Source organism: Bacillus sp. FSL R9-9497, assembly GCF_038005805.1.
In the GTDB taxonomy this organism is placed as follows: domain Bacteria; phylum Bacillota; class Bacilli; order Bacillales; family Bacillaceae_G; genus Bacillus_A; species Bacillus_A cereus.
Genome location: NZ_JBBOTY010000001.1, coordinates 5,045,599 through 5,066,687, shown reverse-complemented (window position 1 = coordinate 5,066,687; position 21,089 = coordinate 5,045,599). Strand labels below are relative to the sequence as shown.

The window sequence follows — 21,089 nt, the reverse complement described above, 5'->3', positions numbered from 1 at the left end:
GATCCATCTCCTTTTCCATACATGATTATAGTACGGAGAATGGATAAGAGGTGTGGAATATTTGTGAAGGTTTTAACAAATTTGTGGCGGAATGGATTAACAACAAAGAAAGAGGATGCTCGTTTGGAGCATCCTCTTTCTATTTATTAAGCAAATTTGTTTTTGATCCAGTTCTTACCTTCTACAAGGCGAGCTGTCATTACGGCACAAGCGTTATCTGCTGTTACGTTTAACATCGTTGCAGGAGGATCAATGATTGTACTGATTGCTGCGATAATTGGCAATGCTTCTGGCGGGAAGCCATATAAAGAAACGATTAACATTTCACCAATCATACCGCCGCCTGGAATAGCGCCCATTACTGTTCCTACTAATAGAGAAACAACAAGTGCGATTGCTAATGTTTTCGGTCCTTCGAATTCCATGTTGAAAATACCGAATAAGAAAGCAATTTTTAATACGCCGCCTAAAACAGAGCCATCTTTATGAAGAGTAGAACCAAGAAGGACAACTGTTTCACGAACGTCTGAAGAAATACCCATTTTCTTTGTTGCTTCTAAGTTTGCTGGAATACTTGCGGCACTACTACAAGTTGCAAGTGATGTAACTGTAGGAGAGACCATGTTCTTCCAAAATACTTGTACACCTTGTTTGCGACCTGCAAGGTATGCATAGAATGTGAAGAATACAAAGAAATAAATTAGAGAAGCAGGATAGTATACCATTGCTGCTCGGAAGTAAGTTCCAAGAAGTTGTGGTCCGAATTCGCCAACTAATGCTGCGAAGTAAGCAGCAAGTCCGATTGGAGCGTAGTACATAATGAAAGATACAACCTTCATTGAAATCTCTGCACCAGCTTGTAGGAATGTAGCAAATGGCTTTCCTTTTTCGCCAACTGCTGAAGTTGCAATCCCCATTAAGATAGAGAAGAAAATAAGAGCTAACATATTTTCACGAGATAGTAACTTCGAGAAGTCAGATACTGTTAAAATACCGACGATTTGATCTGCAACACTAACAGCTTTACCGGCTTTGTCAGGTTGTGTTAGTTCTAGTACAACACCTTGTGCTGGCGGGAATACTTTCACGACAATAATCATAAAAATAGCAGCTAAAATACTTGTAAATAAGAAAGTCCCAGCCATACTAGACATAATTTTACCGAAACGTTTTAATCCATCCATATTAGCAATAGACGATGCGATGCTAAAGAACACTAGAGGTACAACAATCGTAAACATTAAGTTTAAGAAAATGTCACCAAGCGGCTTTAAAGCAACTGCATCGGCACCCATGAAATAACCAATGAAACCACCAATTAGGATAGAAGATAATAAAATAAGTGGAAAGCGATATGCCTTCATAAATATATCCTCCTATCAATTAAAAAAATCATACTGAATCATTATAGCGAGTTAGGGGCCTCTTTACTAGGAGAATACGGATAAATGGAATAGCGTGAAAATCAAGAAATTTTTGTTTTTAAGCTCGGCATACAGCAGGAAATCTAGACATATATATTTGTAACCTAGTGGTGGCAAGGAGTGCACCATAACTTAGGTAGAGAAAAAGGGGGAGGGAAGCGGGATGAATATTTTACTTTGCTGTGCAGCGGGAATGTCTTCCAGTTTGATTGTTACAAAGATGGAGAAAGCAGCAGAGGCAAGAGGGATAGAAGTAACAATCTGGGCAGTATCAGGTTCTGAAGTGAATAGTCATATTGATAAAGCTGATGTCCTTTTACTTGGACCGCAAGTACGTTATTTATTACCGAAAATGAAAGAATTATGTAAGGATAAAGGGATACCTGTTGATGTCATTCAATCTGTTCATTACGGACTTTGTAATGGAGAAGCTATCTTGCAAGCAGCTTTGTTAATGAAACCATGAGGAGAGTGGGATAGATGATACGGTTTTTAGAGAAGTATGTGATGCCGGTAGCAGGGAAGGTTGCAGAGCAGAGGCATTTACAAGCAATTCGAGATGGAATTATTTTAACGATGCCTTTCTTAATTATTGGATCGTTTTTCCTCATTATTAGTGCACTGCCGATACCGGGATATAACGATTTTATGGCAGGTTTGTTTGGGGAGAATTGGCAGCGAGCTTTAGGGTATCCAGTTAGTGCAACTTTTAATATAATGGCTTTAATAGCTGTTTTTGGAATCGCTTACAGACTTGGAGAGTATTATAAAGTAGATGCTTTAGCATCCGGGGCATTGTCGCTTGTGACGTTTTTACTTGCGACTCCATTTCAAGTTGCATATATTATACCAAGTACAAAAGAAAGTGTACTTGTAGAAGGAGCTATCCCAGCTGCATTAATGGGAAGCCAAGGGTTATTTGTAGCAATGATTATTGCACTTATATCTACTGAACTTTATCGGTTTATTGTACAAAAAAAGATAATTATAAAGATGCCAGAGACAGTTCCACCAGCTGTCACGCGTTCATTTGCAGCACTTGTTCCAGGATTTATTGTTGTAACAGTTATTTGGATTTTACGCTTAATTATAGAAAATACTTCTTTTGGCAGTATCCATAATATTGTAGGACAAATTTTACAGGAACCGCTTAGTGTACTTGGTGCTAGTCTTTGGGGCGCAATAATAGCAGTTATTCTCGTTCATGTTCTTTGGTCTTGTGGAATTCATGGTGCTACTATTGTTGGTGGTGTAATGAGCCCCGTTTGGTTGTCGTTAATGGATCAAAACCGAGTTGCTTTTCAAGCTGGGCAAGATGTACCAAATACGATTACGGCACAGTTTTTTGACTTATGGATTTATATGGGCGGTTCTGGTGCAACGCTTGCTCTAGTTGTCGGAATGTTACTATTTGCGCGAAGTCAACAATTAAAAAGTTTAGGGAGATTGTCAATTGCACCTGGTATATTTAATATTAATGAGATGGTAACTTTTGGTATACCAATTGTGATGAACCCACTTTTACTAATTCCATTTATATTAGTTCCAGTCGTGCTAACAATTGTTTCTTACTTTGCAATGGAATGGGGATGGGTTGCACGTCCGAGTGGGGCCGCTGTACCTTGGACGACACCTATTCTTTTTAGTGGATATTTAGGATCGGGCGGGAAAATTTCAGGTGTTATTTTGCAACTTGTTAACTTTGCGCTAGCATTCTTCATTTATTTACCGTTCTTAAAAATATGGGATAAACAAAAACTGGCGGAAGAAAAGGGGGAGTAAAGAACTACAATGGATACGATAGAGACGAAAGCTTTTCATTTAATCTTGCATGGGGGAAACGCGAGAAGTTGTTCAATGGAAGCAATTGATTGTGCGAAGCGTGGGGAGTTTACAGAAGCTGAAGCTAAATTACAAGAAGCACTAGAGGAATTAAAGGAGGCGCACCGCGTACAAACGGAGCTTATCCAGAAAGAGGCTGGTGGCGAAAAGACCGAAGTTACTCTTTTAATGGTACACGCGCAAGACCATTTAATGAATGCAATTACGGTGAAAGAATTAGCCAGTGAGTTTGTAGAGTTATATAGGAAGATGTCGGTGGATGAATGAACCTTGCTTATGCAAGGTTTTTTTATTTCACTAAATAGTGGGTTAAAATAATGAATTATTTTTCATTGAAAAAGTTTTTTTAGTGTTTTTTCATATTAAACACAACTAGACGACTAAACACTAATCTATTTTCATACAGTTATGTGTTAAAAGCGTGTTGTTTTATAACACACTGTGTGTTTTTTGGACGACACACTAATTGAAAGCGTTAACACACAAAGAAAATGCTCGAAAAAGCACTGATTTTAGTGGTTTTAAAAAGTTGGCACGCTAATTGCATTAATAAATAGCGTAAAGAAAAATAAATAAACATAAATTTTTTATACTACACAAGGGGGATTTTCAAATGAATATTTTATTATGTTGTTCAGCAGGGATGTCTACAAGTTTACTAGTTACAAAAATGGAAGCGGCTGCAAAAGCTCGCGGTCTAGAAGGAAAGATTTGGGCTGTATCTGGGGATGCAGTAAAAAACAATATCGACCAAGCAGATGTATTATTACTAGGACCACAAGTTCGTTATATGCTCTCTTCAATGAAAACGCTTGCTGACGAGAAAAACGTTGGAATCGACGTTATCAATCCAATGCACTACGGCATGATGAATGGAGAAGCAGTTTTAGATCACGCATTAACACTTAAAAAATAATTAGGGGGGAAGCGAAATGCAAAAGTTTATTGCATTTATGGAGAAATATATTGTTCCTGTCGCTGGTAAAATCGGATCGCAACGTCACTTAGCTGCGATCCGTGACGGATTTATTGCAGTTATGCCACTTATTTTAGTTGGTGCACTGGCATCACTAATTAATGGTTTTCCATCTGAAGTTTTCCAAGATTTCATGAAAGGTTTGTTTGGTGAAACGTGGAAACAAGTCGGCGGCGGAATGTGGACTGGTTCTTTCGCGATTCTAGCACTAATCATAGCATTTACAACAAGTTATAACTTAGCAAAATCTTACGGCGTTGATGGTTTGTCAGCAGGTATTATTTCATTTGGTGCGTTAATTATTCTTACACCAACAACACCGAAAGAAGGCGGATTGAACTTAGCTTGGACAGGTGCACAAGGGTTATTTGTAGCAATTATTGTGGCACTCCTTGTTACTGAAGTATTCCGTTTCTTTGTACAAAGAAACATTACTTTTAAAATGCCTGATGGAGTACCACCAGCAGTTTTAAGATCTTTCGCAGCTATAGTTCCAGCATTTGTTATCTTAACAGTAGTTGCAGGTATTCAATTAGCAGTGAAATTATCTGGTACAAGTGTTCATGAATTTATTTTTAATACGATTCAATCACCACTGCAAAGTTTAGCAGGGACATTACCAAGTGCAATTATCATTGTAATCCTTGTTCATCTTCTTTGGTTCTTCGGTTTACATGGGCCTAATATCGTTGGTGGTATTATTGAGCCATTATACTTACCGGCATTAGAGAAAAATATGAATTTATTCAAAGGTGGTACATCTGCATTTGATGTTCCAAATATTATTACAAAACCATTCTTTGATACTTTCGTATACCTTGGTGGTTCTGGTGCGACGTTAGCATTCTTAGTAGTGGTATTACTCGTAGCAAAAAGTGCACAATTACGTGGTGTATCTCGCTTATCAATTGGACCTGGTGCATTTAACATTAACGAACCAGTAATATTTGGTACACCAATTATTTTAAATCCAATTTTATTCTTACCTTTTATCCTAACACCAATTGTATTAGTAATTACTTCTTATACAGCTATATCTATGGGGTGGGTACCAAAAACAGTTGTGATGATTCCATGGGCAACACCACCAATTATTAGTGGTTATCTTGTAACAGGTGGACATATTTCTGGTGCAATTCTACAGTTATTCAACTTTGTAATTGCAATGGTAATTTATTATCCATTCGTTGTGTTATGTGACCGTTCAGTTGTTCGTACTGAAAAAGCAGCAGCGCAAGGTAATAGTAATTCTTTACCTATGTAATATAGTAATTGTTCTCATAGACAACGATACCTGTGAGAACAATTACCTTTATATCATGTTCAAAAAGATGAAAAACATCTATATGAACACTAAACTATCATTAATAAATTCATACTTTAATAGACATGTTCAAACTGAAGGGGTATTTAAATCGGTTGAACCTTATAGAGAGGGCGGTAATTATGATGACTACAGCAGAACAAATTCCATTCCAATTGATTTTAAATAGTGGTAACGCACGAAGCTTTGCGATGGAGGCACTTCAATTTGCCAAACAGGGGAAAATGGTAGAAGCAGATGAAGCGATGGTAAAGGCGAAAGAAGCGATTAATGAAGCGCATCATTTCCAAACAGAGCTCATACAATCAGAAGCAAGAGGAGAAAAAACAGAGGTTAGTGTTCTTTTAATTCACGCACAAGATCATTTAATGAATGCGATTACAGTGAAAGAATTAGCAGCAGAGTTTATCGATCTTTATAAAAAGCTTGAAGCGAAAGGGGAATAAAGCATGACTGGAATTAAAATTGCTACAATCGGCGGTGGATCTAGTTATACACCAGAGTTAATTGAAGGATTTATTAAGCGTTATGATGAGCTTCCTGTTCGTGAAATTTGGTTAGTAGATATTGAGGCAGGAAAAGAAAAGTTAGAAATCGTTGGTAACTTAGCAAAACGTATGGTGAAAAAATCAGGTTTACCAATCGAGGTACATTTAACACTTGATCGCCGTGAGGCATTAAAAGATGCTGACTTCGTAACAACACAACTTCGCGTTGGTTTATTAGAAGCACGTGCAAAAGATGAAGCAATCCCGTTAAAATATGATGTAATCGGTCAGGAAACAAATGGTCCTGGTGGTCTATTCAAAGCGTTGAGAACGATTCCTGTTATTTTAGATATTTGTAAAGATATGGAGGAGCTCTGTCCGAATGCATGGTTAATTAACTTTGCAAATCCAGCTGGTATGGTAACAGAGGCTGTCCTTCGTTATACAAATATTCAAAGAGTAGTTGGTCTATGTAACGTTCCAATCGGAATCCGCATGGGTCTTGCAAGATTACTTGAAGTAGATGCAAGTCGTGTCCACGTTGATTTCGCAGGTTTAAATCATATGGTATACGGACTAGATGTATACTTAGATGGCGTAAGTGTAATGGATCGTGTGTTAGAGCTTGTGACAGATCCAGAAAAGCAAATTACGATGGAAAATATCGCAGCGCTTAACTGGGAACCAGACTTTATTCGCGGCCTTCGTGCAATTCCATGTCCATACCATCGTTACTACTACAAAACACGTGAAATGTTAGAAGAAGAGAAAGAGGCTTCTGTTGAAAAAGGTACACGTGCAGAAGTAGTAAAACAATTAGAAAATGATTTATTTGAGTTATATAAAGACCCGAACTTAGATATTAAACCACCACAATTAGAAAAACGTGGCGGAGCTTATTATAGTGATGCAGCATGTAGCTTAATTACGTCTATTTACAATAATAAAGGTGATATCCAGCCTGTTAATACACGAAACAACGGAACAATTGCAAGCTTGCCACATGATTCAGCTGTTGAAGTGAACTGTATTATTACGAAAGAAGGTCCAAAACCAATTGCAGTTGGAGACCTTCCAGTACCAGTTCGCGGTTTAGTACAACAAATTAAATCATTCGAGCGCACAACAATTGAAGCTGCTGTTACAGGGGATTATCATAAGGCGCTGCTTGCTATGACAATCAATCCACTTGTACCATCAGATACAGTTGCAAAACAAATTTTAGATGAAATGTTGGAAGCACATAAAGAATATCTTCCACAGTTCTTTAAAAAGGTAGAGAAGTAAAAGCGGCGCTATTTAGCCCGCTTTTTTTATTCTATTAGGAGGTATTATGATGATTAAGTTAATTGTAAATGCAGATGATTTCGGTCTTACAGAAGGTACAAATTACGGCATTATTGATGGGCATATAAATGGACTTGTAAATTCAACGACGATGATGATGAATATGCCAGGAACAGAGCATGCGGTACGCTTAGCGAAAGAGTATAACCTACTCGGAGTAGGCGTACATCTCGTATTAACAGCAGGGGAACCACTTCTTGGAGACGTACCATCACTTGTAGGTAGCGACGGATCGTTTCATAAACAAAGTGTTGTAAGGGAAGGGAATATAAATCCAGAAGAAGTTGAGAGAGAGTGGACTGCTCAAATTGAGAAATTCCTATCTTACGGATTAACACCAACTCATTTAGATAGTCATCATCATGTACACGGATTACCGATCTTACACGATGTTCTTGAGAGATTAGCAGCTAAATATAATGTTCCAATTCGTCGTTGTGGGGAAGATAGAGCGGTGCATCCATTTTCTGATGTATTTTACAGTGACTTTTATGCGGATGGTGTGACGGAAGATTACTTTGTGAAGTTAAAAGAAAGAGTACAAGGTGAACAAACGGTAGAAATTATGGTTCATCCAGCCTATATTGATCCAGAGCTTGTGAAGCGTTCTTCTTACGTAATGGATCGTGTGAAGGAATTGCGTATTTTAACAGAGAGCGAATTACCAGAAGGAATAGAGCTTGTGAAGTTTTAATAGAAAAACGACGGCTACATCATGCCGTCGTTTTTTATTTATAAAATGGATAGAGCATATCCGCCAAATGCCCCGAGTATAACGATAACCCAAGGTGGTGTTTTCCAAAAAGCTAGTAAGCAAAAAAGAAGCGAAGCGAAAACGAAATCTGAAGCATTCATAACTGTACTCGTCCAAATGGGATCGTAAAAAGCGGCAATTAAAATACCGACAACAGCGGCATTGACTCCAAGTAGTGCGCCTTGTATGAATGATATTTTTCTCACGCTGTTCCAAAATGGTAAAACACCAATAACGAGTAAGAAAGCAGGGAGGAAAATCGCAATTGTTGCGAGTATTGCCCCAATCGTCCCGTTTAACACTGCTCCTATATACGAGGCGAATGTAAATAGTGGTCCTGGTACTGCTTGTGTTAATCCGTATCCAGCTAGGAACTGTTCTTTCGTCATCATGCCGTTTTGTACGAACTCACCTTCAAGAAGGGGCAGCACGACGTGTCCTCCTCCAAATACAAGTGCGCCAGAGCGATAGAAACTATCAAATAAAGCGATGTAATAAGAGAACGGTCTTAATATTGGTAGCAGTAGTAAGAGTCCAAAGAATAAGACGAGACAAGAAACTGCTATCTTTTTTGAAATAGGTACTTTTATATGTTGAGATTGGCTAATTGGTTGGTTGCGATATAAAAACCAGCTGATAAAGCCACATATTATAATGAGGATCACTTGCGTCCAGCTACTTGGCCATAATAAGACGATTGCGGCAGTTACAATCGCAATCGTCGCACGGTTGCGATCTGGAGTTAACTTTTGCGCCATTCCCCATATGGCGTGAGCGACAATAGCGACTGCTACAAGTTTTAGTCCATGAATCCAGCCAGCACTCCCAAGATCGAACTGATTAAGGAATGAGGCGAAGAAAACTAAAACAAGGACAGACGGTAAAGTGAATCCAATCCATGAAATAATAGCTCCTAAAAGCCCGCCCCGTAATAATCCAACACCCATACCGACTTGGCTGCTGGCAGGGCCAGGAAGGAATTGACACAGTGCTACTAAGTCTCCATAACTTTTTTCATCCATCCATTTTCTTTTTTGCACGTATTCGTGGTGGAAATAACCAAGATGAGCGACAGGACCGCCGAATGAAGTAAGTCCTAATTTAAATGAGACGAGAAAAATCTCTAATAATGTGTGAAAGGTGTGTTTGTTTTTTTTCAAAATAACCTCCTAGAATGTTTTTGCTATGTGCATTATACAAGAAGTGGTAAAGCAAAAGGAACAAATCTAATGTAAAGATTTTGTGAATCTTTTCTTTGTAATTAAAATTGAAAAAGTCATAAATGATTATGTCTAAACCATAAAGTAGTAGAAGTAGTGCTGGGAAATTTATATAAGGAGAATGCCTTATGACAACACATTTCTTTGCCAGGTTAACAGGTAAGAGGGAAGTGCCTCCTGTAAATACAGAAGCTTTTGGGGTAGCAGAGTTTATTTTTAGTGATGATTTAACGAAATTGCATTACAGAGTAATACTAAAAAATATAGAAAAGGTTACATCGTGTCAAATTCATTTAGGGAAGTCTACTCAAATTGGTCCTGTTGTTTTATATTTGTATGGTCCACTGGAGCAAGGGATTAGCTTGAACGAGGGAAGTATTACTGGTGTAGTGAATGTGGAGGATTTTGAGGGACCTTTACAAGGGAAATCATTTGTACATTTACTTCAAGAAATTATTCAAGCAAATGTATATGTTAATGTCCATACGAAATCACAAAAAAGAGGAGAAATAAGAGGGCGAGTTAGAAAAGTAAAGAAATAGAGGAAAAGGCTGTCCATATGTTGGAACAGCCTTTTCTCATTATATAAGGTGCTAGTTTTAGCAATTATTGTCGGTAAATCGATATATTTTGAAAATCGCTGATATAATCTGAGTTGCGCCGATATATTTCAATAATCGCTGATATAACTCACGTTACGGTCGATATTTTTAAAAATTGCCTCAATTAGTTTTTAACAGGCTGATTTTTAATAAAGAAGTCCATAACATAAAATACTTCGTCATCAGGTATTTGTATTTCAAATGTGTTTTCAATTGGTTGCAATGCTTTTTTTACTTTCATATACATCCAGTACTCATCTTGTCTTCTTTTCTCTTTATCAGGGTGAGGAAGAAGGCTTTCCCCTTTTTGAAGACGGTCAACCATACAGCTCATATGCAGAATAACACCCATTAAGCTATCAGGAGTTAGCTGTAAGGAAATTAATTCCTGAATTGTATTTAATGCGTAACGAATTGTTTTGATTAGTAATGCTCCATCGTTACGCTGCATTTGTTGTTCAAGAATATCCGCCATTTTTGCATATGTTTCTTCATACGTAATTAATTCTTGAATGGGCTGAATCGCTGTGTAGTTTACGATGTCTTGGAAATGATATGTTAAGCATGGTACTTGCACATCGAAATTCGTGACGATACAAATGATGTTACGCTCTTTTTTTATGTTCTCAATCATTTTCGTTAAATCTTTTTCATGGACGATACTAATCGGAATAATTTCAATTAAGTCTTTATCAAATCGTAAATAGTTCTCTAACATTTTTTGAATAGCTAAAGCACTTCCTTCACCAGTTAAGCAAGCTGTTAAAATAACAGATTTCATTGGAGAGAGAGGTTTTTTCTTTTCTTCTTGTACGTTTAAGTAAAATGGTGTTAAATTTTTTACTGTTTCATACAGCGCATCTAATGAATAACCGAGCTGAGCTTTTCGAGCTGCTTCTAGTGCGTGTGGTGTGCTCGTCATCGAGAGAACACGTACAGGGATTTTGAACTCCGTTTCTAATATGTCACCGATATAAGCAAGTGACCCCATATCGACAAGTAAGAGAAGCCCATTTACATTTTGTAGTGTTTTCATATACACTTTCACACGTTCCAAGAAATCTTTCGGTGATTCGTGTAACGGCATATCAATACCGGTTACTTCCTCAATGCCGAGAAGTTCGTTTGCGACGTTTGCCATTTCAGTTGCGATGCCATTACCGTGTGCTAATATTAATACTTTTACTTCTGTTTGTGAGGCAGGAATTGGATCAACAACGAAGAACATTGTTAAAAAGCCAGCTTCATCAATAGGCATTGTTATTTGTAATTCTTCCTCCAGTAGTTGAATGCATTGCATAGCTACGGAAAAAGCTTCTTTATATTTCGTACGAATTTGATTTAATTGTGGGTGATGTATTTGTTTTCCGCTTTGTAAACGTTGTAGAGTTGTCTGTACATGTAAACTTAAAGCGAGAAATACTTTTTCATCAAACGTCTTAGATAAATGCTTTTCAGCAAGTTCCGCTATTTTTTCACATACGGAAACGATATTACGATCCACAATTTTAAAAACATTTTCATGGCTTGTTTTTTTTGATATTTGGTTAAAATATTGTACGAAAAAGCTTTGAACATCATTTTCTATTAGTAATTCTAATTCTTCCTCTTCAATACCACGTGCTTGAAGTTCTTCGTATTTATAATCAATATAATCGTAAATAGAAGAGCGTTTTTCATCTTCTGTTTTATGATTACTCCAACCTTCCTCACCTGTAAATACAAATGTTTCATTTGGTATTTGGTATAAGTGACGGCTCTTCCTTTCAATGAACAATCCTTCTTTCATATACCAAGGTAAATCTGTACTTGAAACATAGACAGAATCACGTTTCTTTGTGACCAAATCAGAATAGGCTTTCGCACAGGCAATTTGAACATCTGTTTTTAATTGACCAATGTTATTGGGACAATTGTAAAAGACGAAAGCACGCATTGCATTTGGGCTAACGTGAATGTCTTTTCGCAGACGAATTGCTTCATTTGTGAAAAATAGCTGTAGTAAAGCAAAGCGCTCTTTATGTGTACGCTCACGAAGTGGTGGCAGCGTAACAGTCATCGGTATACGTCTTGTAAATGTTTTTAATAAAAATGAATTTGGTTCTTCTGTTGTTGCAGTAATGATTAATACTTGTGCTTTACGTTCGTTCTCTGTTTCTCCAAGGCGGCGGTATACTCCGCGGTCAATAAAGGTGAAAAGCATTTCTTGTCCCTCTGGAGGCAGGCGATGTACTTCATCTAAGAAAAGAATTCCTTCATGTGCTTTTTCAATTAACCCTTTTTGATCACTTGCTCCTGTATAAGCTCCTTTTTTAATCCCAAATAATTGCCCGAGTAGTAACTGTGGATTATTTGCATAATCAGCACAGTTAAAGACGATAAATGGTGCATCTTTGGGAAGCTGTTCAACTTCAATTGCATATTCGTGCATTAAAGAAGCAAACATAGACTTTCCGACCCCTGTTTCTCCCAGTAGTAAAGTATGCATACCGTTTGGAGGATAGAGAATAGAAGCTTTCGCTTTTTCAATTGCAATTTTAAGGCTCGTATTTTCAATTGCAAATGTATCTAATGAAGTTATGTCTTTTGAATGCGTTTCCAACGAAGTGTTCGTTTCTATGTAAAAACGAACAGGTCGCGTATTTGTTTTTAATAAACGTTTATCTTTTACAAGTTTGTTTAAATCGCTACTTACATTGGCGCGATCTAGTTGCAGAAATGTAGCGAGTTCTGATGCGGTTACACCTTCTGTATAATTGCCTTTTTGTATTGCGTTAAAAATGAGATCTATTCGTTTCATTTCTATTCACCTCGAAACTTCATCACTATTTAAAATTTTACACAAAAATGGGAAGGGTGGGAAGAGAAAAATAAAACAGCTTTAGCACATAGGCACTAAAGCTGTTACAATCTTGTGTCTTTCCAAAAATTCACCTTGAGATGAGAAGAAGGATTATAGGGAAGAAGTTTGTATCCTTGTGACTGTAAATAATCAATTACTTTTGGCAGTATTTGTACGGTTACACTCGAATCATGCATTAAAATGACTTCGATTTGTTCATCACTTTGATTACGTACTCTTTCGAGTATGGCAGAAGGATTGTCATAGCTTTTCCAGTCGTATGTATCGATCGTCCAATCCCACATTTTATACTGGGCCGATACAAGTGCGTCACGGTAATTCTTTTTTAAGTAAGGCATACTACCATATGGAACGCGAACGAGATGTGTATTTAATTTCGTAACTTGCTGGACAATGCTTTGTGTTTGCTCCATTTCTGCAATTAAAGTGGAAGGGTCACCAGTGTAAAGGCGTTTTACATCATGTGACATGCTGTGGAGCCCGATATAATGTCCTTCTTTAATTAATCGTTGCATCGTTTTTGTGTAATGTGGCACTTTTCCGCCAATAACAAAGAAAGTTGCTTTTCCGTTCTTTTCTTTTAAGATGTTTAAAATCTGTGTAGTATATTTGTTTGGCCCGTCATCAAATGTTAAGTACGCAATTTTTTGTGTAGGAGAAGTTGTTTCAGTATTTGGATGATATTCAGCAGGAATAACAGTTGTTGCTTCAGTATTAGATGATACGTACATAGTAATCGTTAAAAATAAAATAATACATTGAAATACTCGCTTGATCATAACATTCACCCTCAGTTTGACAATCAAGATGTAAAAAAGAAAACTTGATACTTTTCTTATTATGTATATCTTTCTCCAATAGAGGAACTCTCAAACAATCTATATTTTGGAAATATAAAATGAGAATAAAAAATAGCATCCTCTTATAAGAAAGAGGATGCTATTTGAATATTTCATAATTGAAAAGGCTATACTACAATTAGTCTTCGCGTTTTTTCACTTTTTTATAAAAGGAAATGATTGGTTTGTAGCGTTCATGCACAAGCCCGATTATTTCAGCGATGATTTCTGTGAAGAAAATCAAAGCGAAAAGAAGAATAATGGATAACCATAACGTTGCACTAGTGAAAATAATGGCATTTACACTAAAGAAAATACCGAATGCGTATATAATTAGTACCGTTTTGCGATGAGAGAATCCCATTGCAAGTAAGCGGTGATGTAAATGCGATTTATCTGGTGCTGAAATAGGTTTTTTATTTACGATACGACGGATGATTGCAAATATCGTATCAAATATAGGTACACCTAAAATGATAATTGGAACGATAAAACTGAATAACGTTACACTTTTGTATAATCCAAGTAACGATATAACAGAAATACAGTATCCTAAAAATAGTGCTCCTGTATCTCCCATGAAAATTTTTGCTGGATGGAAGTTGTAGAATAAAAATCCAATTGTACTTGCTAATATAATTAATGCAAGTGGCAAGATAATAGCTGTTCCAGTACCCCATGGGCTAGTGAAGGCCATATATGCTAGCGTTGCAAGTACGATAGATGAAATCCCAGCAGATAATCCATCTAAGCCGTCAATTAAGTTGATTGCATTCGTAATACCTACAAGCCAAAATACTGTAATTGGATAAGCAAGCCATCCAAGTTCAGTATCCCCAAGGAATGGGATATATAATACTTGCACTAATAATCCACTTTTTACAATCATAATGGCAACTAACAGTTGTCCACCGAATTTTACTCTCGCAGATAACTCGTACATATCATCTAAAATTCCGATGATTACAATGATAATCGCACCTAGCGTTATCGATAACATTCTTTGTTCATATAAGCCGCCGACAACAAATCCTACAGCTACACCAATAAATATTGCCAATCCGCCAAGACGTGGCATAATCTTTTGGTGCACTTTACGTGCGTTTGGCTTATCTGTCGCTCCTATTTTAAAAGCTAATTTAATAACTAAAGGAGTAACGACGAGTACAGTGATGAATGATGCCAAAATGGCATAAATCACTTGTGAGTCCATTAATACCCCACCCTTTATAGTCTAACGTAATTTTTTTTTTTTGAAAATATATTTATCTGAAAATTATGATGTTTATTTACAGGCTCATAACATATGGTATCACAAAAAGATTAGAATTCAATCTTTTTTTCTTTTTACGGTTAATGGAAGCGGATAGAATATATGACAATTGTATATAGAATGTTGAATCATATAAGAAGGTTAATCGTACTGGGCTTTGGAATGTAACATTTCCTCTTTTTCTTCAATAGTGAATACTTTTATTTCAGTATTATAAGTGTTGCACGTAGAAATGAGTAAGTTTCGTGTTAAAATGTGGGAATTTATCACGCGTGAACTGGCAGCCGGATTCTCACTGATTAAGTTTTACTTTATAGTGCATTTAATTTTACAAAAACTTTAAAAAAAATAAGGGAAGTAATTCATATAATGAAGAAGGAAAAGGGTTTTCTCATTTTTAATATGAGAGGAGGAAGCACAGGAAGAGTTCTATATTTCATATCTTTTCTATTGTAAATTCCTGTGCGGAAAGGAAATGAAAATTACGATAGTAGGTACTGGATATGTTGGATTGATTACAGGAGTAGGATTGGCAAAATTAGGGCATTCAGTTACATGTTTTGATATAGATGATGAAAAAATTGAACGGATAAAACAAGGGGATTTACCTATTTATGAGGACAGATTACATGAATTAATAAATTATGCATATGAGAATAATGCTTTAACTTTTACATCAAATAAAGAAGAGGCATTTGATGATGTAGAGTTTATATTTATTGCAGTTGGAACACCACCTTTATTAGATGGGACGGCAGATTTAACGTATATTCAGAGTGCTTGTAACGATATTGGATTATATGCGACGAACGATATTATTGTTGTTACGAAAAGTACAGTTCCAGTAGGCACAAATGATGTAATGAAGGGATGGATTGAGGAGAAGTTAAAAGGGAGGCATACAGTACATATCGTATCGAATCCAGAGTTTTTGCGCGAGGGTTCAGGTATTTATGATTTCTTTCATGGAGATCGTATTGTAATTGGAGCGGATAGTGAAGAAGTAGCAAGAAGAGTAGAGAGTTTGTATAGTCAATTATGCTTAGAAACGTATGTTACAGATATTAAAAGTGCGGAGATGATTAAATACGCGTCGAACGCCTTTTTAGCTACAAAGATTAGTTTCATTAATGAAATTTCAAATATATGTGAGAAGGTAGGCGCGAATGTATTGGATGTTGCCAAAGGGATGGGAATGGATAAGAGAATCGGTGCATCTTTTTTAAATGCGGGCATTGGCTACGGAGGGTCGTGTTTTCCGAAAGATACGAAAGCACTGGTACAAATTGCGGGAAATGTTGCTCATGATTTTCGTTTGTTAAAAGCAGTTATTGAAGTAAATAATAAGCAACAGCTGCTATTGATTGAAAAAGCGAAAAAAGTTATGAACATGAATAAAAAGCGGATTGCAGTTCTTGGCGCATCCTTTAAACCGAATACGGATGATATTAGAGAGGCATCATCTCTTATTATAATAGAAGCATTAATTAATATAGGTGCAGATATTGTTCTTTATGACCCAAAAGCAATTCAATATGTAAAGAATATATTTGGAGATGCTATACAATATAGTAGATGTATAGATGAATCGATTAGAGATGCGAGTGCGGTTTTTATCGTAACAGAATGGGGAGATATTCAAACTTATCCGTTAGAAAAGTACGTACAACTTATGAGGGAGCCTATTTTATTTGATGGGAGAAATTGTTATACTGATGAAGATGTTAAGAAACAAAAGATAGATTATTACTCGGTGGGAAGAAAAAGTATTTGTAATAGAAAAGTTTCTGTTATGCGTTAAAAAGGGATGTACTCATGCATATTTTTATATGTCATAATAGAAGCTGTAATTAGTGAAAGAAAAGAGGCAATCACATGACTGAACGTTTAAAAGTAATGACAATTTTCGGGACACGTCCAGAAGCAATTAAAATGGCACCTCTTGTATTAGAGTTGCAAAAACACCCAGAAAAAATTGAATCGATTGTGACTGTAACAGCACAACATCGCCAAATGTTAGATCAAGTATTAAGTATCTTTGGAATTACGCCAGATTTCGATTTAAATATTATGAAAGACCGCCAAACTTTAATTGATGTTACAACGCGTGGTTTAGAAGGTTTGGATAAAGTAATGAAAGAAGCGAAGCCGGATATTGTACTTGTACATGGTGATACAACAACAACATTTATTGCAAGTTTAGCTGCTTTTTATAATCAAATTCCAGTAGGTCATGTTGAGGCGGGCCTTCGTACGTGGGATAAGTATTCTCCATACCCAGAAGAGATGAATCGTCAATTAACAGGTGTAATGGCGGATCTCCATTTCTCACCGACAGCAAAATCAGCAACGAACTTACAGAAGGAAAATAAAGATGAGTCACGTATTTTCATCACAGGAAATACAGCGATTGACGCGCTACAAACGACTGTAAAAGAAACATATAGTCATCCTGTACTAGAGAAACTTGGAAATGATCGTCTTGTACTTATGACAGCTCACCGCCGTGAAAACTTAGGTGAACCGATGCGTAATATGTTCCGTGCAATTAAGCGTCTTGTTGACAAACATGAAGATGTACAAGTTGTGTACCCTGTTCATATGAACCCTGTTGTTCGTGAAATAGCAAATGAAATTTTAGGTGAACATAACCGTATTCATTTAATTGAGCCGCTAGATGTAATTGATTTCCACAATGTTGCAGCTCGTTCATACTTAATGTTAACGGATTCTGGTGGTGTACAAGAAGAAGCTCCATCACTTGGTGTACCAGTTCTTGTTCTTCGTGATACAACAGAGCGCCCTGAAGGTATTGAAGCAGGTACGCTGAAATTAGCAGGAACAGACGAAGAGACAATCTTCGGCCTTGCTGATGAGTTGTTATCAGATAAAGAAGCTCATGATAAGATGGCGAAAGCATCTAACCCTTACGGTGATGGTCGTGCATCAGAGCGCATTGTAGAAGCAATTTTACAACACTTTAATAAGTAAATAAAAAGGGCCCAATCGCATAGATTGGGCCTTTTTGTTACGGCTGATTGCGCATAATCCACTCTGCATGAGCATTTGTAGAAGGTGGCGGATCAGTTGGTGTTTTATTTTGTTTTGTTTCTTTTTTTGTTTGTTCGTTAGAATTAGAACTTGAATTTGAATCAGGATTTGAGTTGTTTTTTGTAGTTGGTTTTTTTGCTTTTTCTCCTAATTCTTTTTCAATTTCGTTACGCACCGTTTCTACACTGATTGGATCTGGAAGGAAGTAATAAATACCGCCTATCTTTTTGTCTTCGCCTTCAAGCTTTAACGTTTGTATTGTAGAAGGATCAAATCCAGAGAGTTTATTGTAAAGAGCAAGTCCGTCTGAAATAGGAATGTCGGTTTTTATATATTTTCCAACGACAGCTGTTAAATCTTTAATTTTAAATACAGTAGAGGTGGAGTTTAGTTTATGAGCAACAGCGGCCAGTAATTGTCTTTGTCTAGCAGCTCGACCATAATCGCCATTTGGATCTTGCTTTCGCATACGGACGTAAGCAAGTGCTTCTTCACCGTTTAAGTTTTGCTGTCCTTGCTTAAATTGAATTTTTTTGTAGTAATCCACGTCAGAGCGCTCCCAGAAATCGAAGGGTACGTCAACGGTAACGCCGCCAACAGCATCAACGATACCTTTAAAGCCTTGGAAATCAATTTTCAGATAATGGTCTACAGGAACTTTTAGAAAGCCTTCGACAGTTTTGATTGCCATTTCTTCTCCGCCGTAAGCATGGGCAGCGTTAATTTTGTCTTCCTTATTTTTGCCAACAATTTTAACTCGAGAATCACGAGGAATACTCATAAGTGAAATCTTTTGCGTTTTTGGATTGACTGTTGCGAACATTAATGAGTCTGTACGACCATTTTGACCATCTGTCGCATAATCTTCTATACCCATAATGAGAATTGTAAAAGGTTCCTTTGTAATTTCTACATCTTTGTTTCTTAAATCTGATTTTTCACGAGTAAAACCACTATACATCCCCATAAGAGAAGAGTAAGAATTTAACACATAAACTCCTATGCTGCCAAATAAAAATGCGAAAATAAGGAAGAAGAAAAGTTTCCTTCTTCGCTTCTTTTTTATTCTGCTATTTTGGAGATGATAATAACGTTCTTCCATATATAATCTCCTTAGTTCGTTAGTTCGTTAGTTCGTTAGTTCATTTGTAGGGAAGTAATTCACTACATTAATCTTTGAAGGTGATAAATGGGTTATGCTTAGATAACATCTTGTTCTAAGTACAACATATCTCCTTCTGTAATTGTACATTTCCCGTTTGTTAATTCAATCATCCAATCTGTAAATGCTTGTTTGCCGTCTTCTTCTACATACGTATCAAATGTGACATTTTCTAGATAATGTATATCTTTAATGGCATATTTTGAATTGCGTAATTCATTTTCCACTTTGCCAAGTAATGTGTAATCAATCTCGGTTTGCATCACACGCATTAGTTTTCGCTGGACAACACCGACATGATTAATGCCTTCGCTTGTACACTTTCCATATGCACGAATTAATCCACCTGCGCCAAGTTTAATGCCACCAAAATAGCGTGTTACGACAACAACGGTATCTTTTAGTCCACGTTTTTTAAGTACCTCTAGCATTGGTACGCCAGCTGTACCGCTAGGCTCGCCGTCATCATTTGCTTTTTGAATATGATCTTGTTCGCCAATTAAATAAGCGGAACAATTATGTGTTGCATTCCAATGTTGTTTTTTTATTTTTTGTATAAATTCTTGAGCCTCTTCCTCAGTCGTTGCTCGGCTAATATAACAAATAAATCTTGATTTTTGAATGACGATTTCGTGTTCGCCGCAGTCTTTGATTGTAAAATATTGTAATAGCACTTGTGTACGCCCCTATCTATCAAAATGACTAGTACTTTCCATTTTAAAAGCGAGCCTTTTTATATTCAAACATTTTTTCTAAATATGCTGAAGTTTTTGGTGAGTATTTTATCTTTTTGTTGTAATTTGTCGAGATGGTAGGTATAATTTCAACCGGCATTTTCATGTATGGATGCACCATTTGTAGTTTTCGTGTAAAATTAGGAAATAAAACTTTTTATAAGGCAGGTACGAAAATGAAAATAGCTATTGTTACTGATAGTACGGCATATATACCGAAGCAAATTCGTGATGAACTCAATATATATATGATTCCATTAAACGTTGTGTTTGGAACAGAATCTTATCAAGAAGAAGCTGAAATTTCAGCAGATGATTTTTATGTGAAAGTACGTGAACAAGAGGAACTTCCAAAAACTTCTCAACCAGCAATCGGAAAGTTTGTTGAGCTATATGAAGAACTAGCTAAAGATTATGATGCAGTTATTAGTATTCACCTATCAAGTGGAATTAGTGGTACATATCAAACATCAACGACAGCTGGACAGATGGTAGAGGGTATTGATGTATACACGTATGACTCTGAAATTAGTTGTGAAGTACAAGGATTTTATGTGCGTGAAGGTGCAAAGTTAGCAAGTGAAGGAAAGAACCCGAAAGAGATTATCGCTCGTTTTGATGAAATGAAGAAAACGATGGACGCCTATTTTGTAGTTGATGATTTACATCATTTACAGCGTGGTGGTCGATTGAATAGCGCGCAAGCTTTCATCGGCAGTCTGTTACAAGTGAAGCCAGTTTTATATTTTAGAGATAAAATCATTATTCCGTTTGAAAAGATTCGTACACGTAAAAAAGCATTAAAACGTATCATTGAAATTTTTGATGAGCAAGCAAGTAAAGGTGTACCTATGGAAGCAGTTATCATTCATGCGCAACGTGAAGAAGAAGCGAATGAATGGAAGAAAGAATTAGAAGCAAAATATCCTCACGTCACAATTCGTACAGGTTATTTTGGAGCTGTAATTGGTACGCACTTAGGTGAAGGTGCATTAGGTCTTGGATGGTATACGAAGTAATAAAGATATAAAAGCTCTCTTTTTAAGAGGGTTTTTTTACGGGTATGTTACGTTTAGTTGACAAGTTAATATTTGGAAATGGTAAAATGTACGTAAAATAAAATAATGAGGAAAGTTTTATAACTTACTTTTTACAAGAAACTATATTATAATAGAAGAGAGGTGAAACAT

19 protein-coding genes are annotated in these 21,089 nt (G+C 36.6%); 12 read left to right on the top strand and 7 right to left on the bottom strand.

Annotation, left to right across the window (positions count from 1 at the left end; genetic code table 11):
* Positions 1-146: 146 nt before the first annotated feature.
* Positions 147-1,364 (bottom strand): dicarboxylate/amino acid:cation symporter, encoded by a 1,218-nt coding sequence (locus tag MKY21_RS26275; RefSeq protein ID WP_000649376.1) that lies wholly within the window; start codon positions 1,362-1,364, stop codon positions 147-149.
* A 223-nt stretch (positions 1,365-1,587) separates the two neighbouring features.
* Here MKY21_RS26275 and MKY21_RS26270 point away from each other — a divergent pair, with 223 nt between their 5' ends.
* From MKY21_RS26270 to chbG, 8 genes are all read left to right on the top strand, one after another.
* A complete protein-coding gene (locus MKY21_RS26270) occupies positions 1,588-1,890 on the top strand; it encodes a PTS sugar transporter subunit IIB (RefSeq protein ID WP_001023554.1) in 303 nt (100 codons plus the stop codon).
* A gap of 14 nt (positions 1,891-1,904) precedes the next feature.
* Entirely contained in the window at positions 1,905-3,206 is a 1,302-nt protein-coding gene (gene celB / locus MKY21_RS26265) for a PTS cellobiose transporter subunit IIC (protein ID WP_016118904.1), read from the top strand.
* A 9-nt stretch (positions 3,207-3,215) separates the two neighbouring features.
* Positions 3,216-3,533 carry a PTS lactose/cellobiose transporter subunit IIA gene (locus tag MKY21_RS26260; RefSeq protein ID WP_000379645.1) on the top strand — a complete coding sequence of 106 codons (318 nt, stop codon included), beginning with the start codon at positions 3,216-3,218 and terminating at the stop codon, positions 3,531-3,533.
* A 346-nt stretch (positions 3,534-3,879) separates the two neighbouring features.
* Positions 3,880-4,182, top strand: a complete 303-nt coding sequence (locus tag MKY21_RS26255; RefSeq protein WP_001023563.1) for a PTS sugar transporter subunit IIB — start codon at positions 3,880-3,882, stop codon at positions 4,180-4,182.
* A gap of 16 nt (positions 4,183-4,198) precedes the next feature.
* Positions 4,199-5,506, top strand: coding sequence for a PTS cellobiose transporter subunit IIC (celB, locus tag MKY21_RS26250; RefSeq protein WP_001168837.1), 1,308 nt, complete (start codon positions 4,199-4,201; stop codon positions 5,504-5,506).
* 182 nt (positions 5,507-5,688) lie between these two features.
* Complete coding sequence (locus tag MKY21_RS26245) at positions 5,689-6,012, top strand: PTS lactose/cellobiose transporter subunit IIA (protein ID WP_000989059.1); 324 nt, start codon at positions 5,689-5,691, stop codon at positions 6,010-6,012.
* A 3-nt stretch (positions 6,013-6,015) separates the two neighbouring features.
* Positions 6,016-7,341, top strand: coding sequence for a 6-phospho-beta-glucosidase (gene celF, locus MKY21_RS26240; RefSeq protein ID WP_000145763.1), 1,326 nt, complete (start codon positions 6,016-6,018; stop codon positions 7,339-7,341).
* A 49-nt stretch (positions 7,342-7,390) separates the two neighbouring features.
* Positions 7,391-8,095: a chitin disaccharide deacetylase gene (gene chbG, locus MKY21_RS26235; protein ID WP_000593488.1), complete on the top strand. Its 705-nt coding sequence runs from the start codon at positions 7,391-7,393 to the stop codon at positions 8,093-8,095.
* A 38-nt stretch (positions 8,096-8,133) separates the two neighbouring features.
* Here chbG and MKY21_RS26230 read toward each other — a convergent pair whose 3' ends face one another.
* Entirely contained in the window at positions 8,134-9,315 is a 1,182-nt protein-coding gene (locus MKY21_RS26230) for a chromate transporter (RefSeq protein ID WP_341077747.1), read from the bottom strand.
* Between the two features lie 188 nt (positions 9,316-9,503).
* Here MKY21_RS26230 and exsM point away from each other — a divergent pair, with 188 nt between their 5' ends.
* Positions 9,504-9,917 carry an exosporium regulatory protein ExsM gene (gene exsM, locus MKY21_RS26225; protein WP_000207046.1) on the top strand — a complete coding sequence of 138 codons (414 nt, stop codon included), beginning with the start codon at positions 9,504-9,506 and terminating at the stop codon, positions 9,915-9,917.
* 184 nt (positions 9,918-10,101) lie between these two features.
* Here the strand turns inward: exsM and MKY21_RS26220 are convergent, their stop codons facing one another.
* From MKY21_RS26220 to MKY21_RS26210, 3 genes are all read right to left on the bottom strand, one after another.
* The gene (locus tag MKY21_RS26220) at positions 10,102-12,777 is read right to left on the bottom strand and encodes a PRD domain-containing protein (RefSeq protein WP_000820967.1); all 2,676 of its coding nucleotides are present in this window, start codon (positions 12,775-12,777) and stop codon (positions 10,102-10,104) included.
* A gap of 104 nt (positions 12,778-12,881) precedes the next feature.
* On the bottom strand, positions 12,882-13,619 hold the full coding sequence (locus MKY21_RS26215; protein ID WP_016118900.1) for a polysaccharide deacetylase family protein: 738 nt from the start codon (positions 13,617-13,619) through the stop codon (positions 12,882-12,884).
* Between the two features lie 199 nt (positions 13,620-13,818).
* Entirely contained in the window at positions 13,819-14,892 is a 1,074-nt protein-coding gene (locus MKY21_RS26210; RefSeq protein ID WP_000378319.1) for a glycosyltransferase family 4 protein, read from the bottom strand.
* Between the two features lie 535 nt (positions 14,893-15,427).
* On the opposite strand from MKY21_RS26210, the gene MKY21_RS26205 reads away from it, so the two are divergent.
* Complete coding sequence (locus MKY21_RS26205; protein WP_201144761.1) at positions 15,428-16,753, top strand: UDP-glucose dehydrogenase family protein; 1,326 nt, start codon at positions 15,428-15,430, stop codon at positions 16,751-16,753.
* 74 nt (positions 16,754-16,827) lie between these two features.
* Positions 16,828-17,943, top strand: coding sequence for a non-hydrolyzing UDP-N-acetylglucosamine 2-epimerase (gene wecB, locus MKY21_RS26200; RefSeq protein WP_000140145.1), 1,116 nt, complete (start codon positions 16,828-16,830; stop codon positions 17,941-17,943).
* Positions 17,944-17,980: 37 nt separating this feature from the next.
* Here wecB and MKY21_RS26195 read toward each other — a convergent pair whose 3' ends face one another.
* Together MKY21_RS26195 and MKY21_RS26190 are read right to left on the bottom strand one after the other, a co-directional pair.
* A complete protein-coding gene (locus tag MKY21_RS26195; RefSeq protein WP_074624910.1) occupies positions 17,981-19,105 on the bottom strand; it encodes an LCP family protein in 1,125 nt (374 codons plus the stop codon).
* Between the two features lie 98 nt (positions 19,106-19,203).
* Positions 19,204-19,839, bottom strand: a complete 636-nt coding sequence (locus tag MKY21_RS26190; RefSeq protein WP_341077739.1) for a YigZ family protein — start codon at positions 19,837-19,839, stop codon at positions 19,204-19,206.
* A 236-nt stretch (positions 19,840-20,075) separates the two neighbouring features.
* Here MKY21_RS26190 and MKY21_RS26185 point away from each other — a divergent pair, with 236 nt between their 5' ends.
* A complete protein-coding gene (locus MKY21_RS26185; RefSeq protein WP_000684725.1) occupies positions 20,076-20,918 on the top strand; it encodes a DegV family protein in 843 nt (280 codons plus the stop codon).
* Positions 20,919-21,089: the final 171 nt, after the last annotated feature.